2 protein-coding genes, 2 tRNA genes and 1 rRNA gene are annotated in these 4,170 nt (G+C 29.1%); 2 read left to right on the top strand and 3 right to left on the bottom strand.

From position 1 onward, the window contains the following. The first annotated feature begins 364 nt into the window (after window positions 1-364). Both AC8GF4_RS10850 and AC8GF4_RS10845 read left to right on the top strand, forming a co-directional pair. Window positions 365-1,555: a pYEATS domain-containing protein gene (locus AC8GF4_RS10850; protein ID WP_506594610.1), complete on the top strand. Its 1,191-nt coding sequence runs from the start codon at window positions 365-367 to the stop codon at window positions 1,553-1,555. A 216-nt stretch (window positions 1,556-1,771) separates the two neighbouring features. Next, entirely contained in the window at window positions 1,772-2,584 is an 813-nt protein-coding gene (locus AC8GF4_RS10845; RefSeq protein WP_506594608.1) for a hypothetical protein, read from the top strand. A 1,216-nt stretch (window positions 2,585-3,800) separates the two neighbouring features. Here the strand turns inward: AC8GF4_RS10845 and AC8GF4_RS10840 are convergent. From AC8GF4_RS10840 to rrf, 3 genes are all read right to left on the bottom strand, one after another. Further along, window positions 3,801-3,886 (bottom strand) — tRNA-Leu (locus AC8GF4_RS10840). A 6-nt stretch (window positions 3,887-3,892) separates the two neighbouring features. Beyond that, window positions 3,893-3,965: transfer RNA gene (locus AC8GF4_RS10835), tRNA-Phe, on the bottom strand. A gap of 54 nt (window positions 3,966-4,019) precedes the next feature. Continuing rightward, window positions 4,020-4,129, bottom strand: a 5S ribosomal RNA gene (gene rrf / locus AC8GF4_RS10830). Window positions 4,130-4,170 lie beyond the last annotated feature (41 nt).

Genomic DNA, 4,170 nt, shown 5'->3' with positions numbered 1-4,170 from the left:
ATTCAAATTCATTAGAATTATATTCTTTTGGAAGAATATTTTTTTCGTCTAAATAAATATAAAAACAATCTTTTTTTGTTTGTAAATCCCCTAATTCTTTGAAATCAACAATGTCAAAATGAGATAATAATCCCTCAGGTAAAAAGGAAGAAAATATTGAAAAATCCATTTGTTTTTTATTCAAATTTAAGACTTCTCCCCATATTTTTTACGTGAGCCCAATAACTTAAAATAGCACAAAATTAACATCTTTAATTTCAGTCAATTACACCCCATGTCATATTGATATTTTTTATAACTTTAAAAAATAAATCCATTTTTAAGTAAGTCAGTTGAACATAAAATTAATTAAATCATTAGACTCATGACTATTCCTGAAATCAAAAATCAATTCGAAATTGAACAAGAAAAAGAAAGAATACTGGTAAAAGAAGCAGAAGCCTCAGTCTTACTCACTTTGTATATGGGCCTTTTTTTAGGTTTGATTCCTGTAATTGGTTTTCCAATCACCATCCCAGAAATGGGAATTAAGATTCTTTTTATTGGTTTAATTTTGGGAATAGCCGCTTTTATAAGTTCTTTTTTTACTGGAACATTATTTGGAATGCCCAAACGAAGCAACATCAAAGAAAGAGACTACTCATTAAACAATAGTTTAGTTGAAATTTCAGACTGGCTAACCAAAATAATTGTTGGACTTGGATTAGTAAATCTAAAAGAAATACCAGATTTTTTAATTTCATTAGGAGAATATGTAAGGATATCATCAAAATATGATGGGCAATTGGTTGATATATATTCTATAGGGATAGTTATTTATTTTGGATTTTTGGGATTATACATAGGCTATAATTATATGCGATTAGTTCTATCTAATAAATACAAAAATGCAACTGATAATTTATTAGAGAAAAAACTTGAAATGGTTAAAAATGAAGTTTTAGAAGCCAAAAATGAAAACGAACTTAAAGGCATAGAAATTATTAAAATGCAAAGTGTAATTCAAGATAATGTTCAATTAACAAAAACACTGATTAAAAAAGTAAACGAACCTATATTAGCAGAAACAGAAATTCAAAGTATAATTGAAGATATAATTGGTTTTAACAAATCGACAAAAGTTAAAGAAGATATAAAGCAAATTGTTGACAAAATGTTTAGTGAAGCTAAATTAAAATTAAAGAAAGGACTCATATCAAATAATAATGATCCACAAAAAGGACAATGGAAGTCTAGTCCTATTAGCAATGAAAGACAATTAAAAGCAATGGTTAATGAAGAAGCAAAAGGTCTTTTTAAAATAATTCTACAAATTGTTTCTACAAACCCAAAAAACAACCCATTAAAAAATGACGATATAATTCTATTTGCTTTACACAATACTTTTGGAGACCCGCCATTTCGAGTTGCCAAAGTAATAAATGAAACAGCCGAACTAGTTTTTTATGCTTATGGATCTTTTACTGTCGGTGCATTTGTCGATTATAAAGAAACCGAATTGGAACTTGATTTGGCAGAATTACCAAACGTTTCAACTTATTTTAAAACCCATTAACATTTAAGGTTCCTAACTTATTAATAAAATTAAATTGAGTAACCTAGCATTGAATTATTAAAAACACATATTACACATTAAATCCTAGGTTTTTATCCTATAAAAATAAGATTTCCAACCTATTCCAAATATATTTAACATTGTTTATAAAAAAATATTAATTAAACTTAGTATGTTTGCAAACCCAAAATAATAAACTTAACTATATTTATTTTTATGAAAAAAAGCACTTTTTTATTAGCAACACTTTTCCTTACTAGCATTCTTTTTGTTTCTTGTACAAAAGAAGATGCAATGAGTACAACAGATAATAGTCCAATAGTAGCATCTACTTCTATTGATTTAGTAAATGAATTAGACATTCAAACCGGTAATGAAGTGTCATACAAAAATTTAACTGCAAAAACAGGGAAAACATTAGCAACCTCATGTGGAACTATAACTATGGATCCGCAAAGTTCTACTTTCCCAAAAACATTTTATGTAGATTTTGGCACTACAGGATGTGTAACAAATGGGATTTCAAGAAAAGGGAAATTAAAAATCACATTTTCTGGATACATTACAGAAACAGGCAGCACAATGACAGTTGAAAGAGTCGATTACTCCGTAAATGGAAACAAAATTGAAGGTAAAATTGTTTACAAAAATACAACTACATCTCCTAACACTCCACAATGGAGTAGAACTGTAACCAATGGAAAATTCACTGACACAAAAGGTGATGTATATCTAAACTCAGGAATTCATACCGTAAAACAAACTGCAGGTGTTTCGACTTTAACATTAAATGATAACACATACGAAATGACAGAAGGAACACATACAGTAACTAAACAAAATGGTACAACTATTACACTATCTGTAGTAGAAGCATTAGTTAAAAACTTTTCATGCGAATATGTTTCCAAAGGAAAATTGAAAGTTGAAAGTGCACTTTTGAACGGAATAATCGATTATGGTAATGGTGATTGTGACAATAAAGGAACTTATACTCAAAACGGAATTGTATTCCCTTTTACAATGTAATTCCAGATTAATATAAAATTAGGAGAGACTGTCAAAAGCAGTCTCTTTTTTTTTGCATCTATCCAAAAAAAATGCAAATTACTTTAAATTTCGTCAAAATGAAGAGGGCGAGACCAAATTATGGCAAGGGGCAATTTTAGCAACCTCCTATTCGCCCCTTACAATAATTCGGTCGGGCTATCCAGGCTACTTTGGTAGCTACTTTCTATCCCTCTCGCAAACCAGTTTCCAAAACAATTTTTACTTGAATAAGTTATTCAAAACAAAAAAAAGCACCAAGAAGTACTGTTTTCTACATTCGAAGTAAGTAGCAATATATTGAGAATCCCAATTAATAAAGGTAGCAAGTTTTGGTTTTTTATTTAAAAATCCCTTTTATAGTCTTAGACAAAGTACTTTTTCAATAATATTAAAACATCATTGGTAATAACAATTACTTGTGTAATATTTTTAAAATTCCTTTCCGCTTCCAAGTAGTAAAATCCTCTTTAAAAATTCTCAAGGCTATAGGCTTTTAATACCCACTTTTCCAGTTACAATTTCATAATAAATTACATTATAGAATATAACACAAAACGTTACATAAATTTGCTGAATATCATTTACCGAAAAAAAAATGTTTGGACTGTTTCCGTATTTTATATTTTGTAATTATTTCAACTGCCGAAACAGTAAGGATAATTGAATTCAAAACATAACAGTAGTAATAGATACAAATACTATAATAACTTTATTAATATAAATGATAATTCATTTTTTTTTAAAATAATACACTTTTTTAATAAAATTCGTACCTTAAAGAAAAAATAAATAGCAAATTTAAATTTCAGTTTTTACTTTCTAAAATGTCCATGGTAACTGCTAGTGTTTAACACTAATAAAGAGGCTAATAAACGCCAAAAAAGCTATTGATATCTGTCTAAAAAAAGAGGAATTTTGAAATCAAAATCAGGAAGATTTGAGTATAAAAAAGTATTAAGAATGTCTAAAATATTTTTAACATTTATTAAATTACACCTTCATTTTAAAATGAAAAAAATTAATAGGACTTTGTATAAACACTTATGTACTTAATGGAGAAAATATAGAAAATCGGATCTTAAAAATTGCGTTTATTTACAGAATGTTTTAGGACTGGTCCATGTACTTTTTAATTAATTGGAAATAATTAAAAATGAAAAACTCCATTCAGTATTAACCAAATGAAGTTTTTTTGTACTCAGAGCGGGACTTGAACCCGCACGAACATTGCTGTTCACTGGATTTTAAGTCCAGCGTGTCTACCAATTTCACCATCCGAGCATTATGTGGTACCTCCAGGGATCGAACCAGGGACACATGGATTTTCAGTCCATTGCTCTACCATCTGAGCTAAGGTACCAAATTAAGTAAAATTTATAAAAAACCCCTCATCAATAGATGAAGGGTTTAAAAAGAAAGGCGACGACATACTCTCCCACATAACTGCAGTACCATCTGCGCAGGCGGGCTTAACTACTCTGTTCGGGATGGGAAGAGGTGAGCCCCGCCGCAATAACCACCTTAAGGTCGTATTGCAATGGGTAATTGACTTTTGTCAATTAACA

The sequence above is a fragment of the Flavobacterium rarum (SeqCode) genome (assembly GCF_965234445.1).
GTDB lineage: Bacteria > Bacteroidota > Bacteroidia > Flavobacteriales > Flavobacteriaceae > Flavobacterium > Flavobacterium rarum.
The sequence above is the reverse complement of the archived record's forward strand: the minus strand, read 5'-3'. Positions and strand labels throughout refer to the sequence as shown.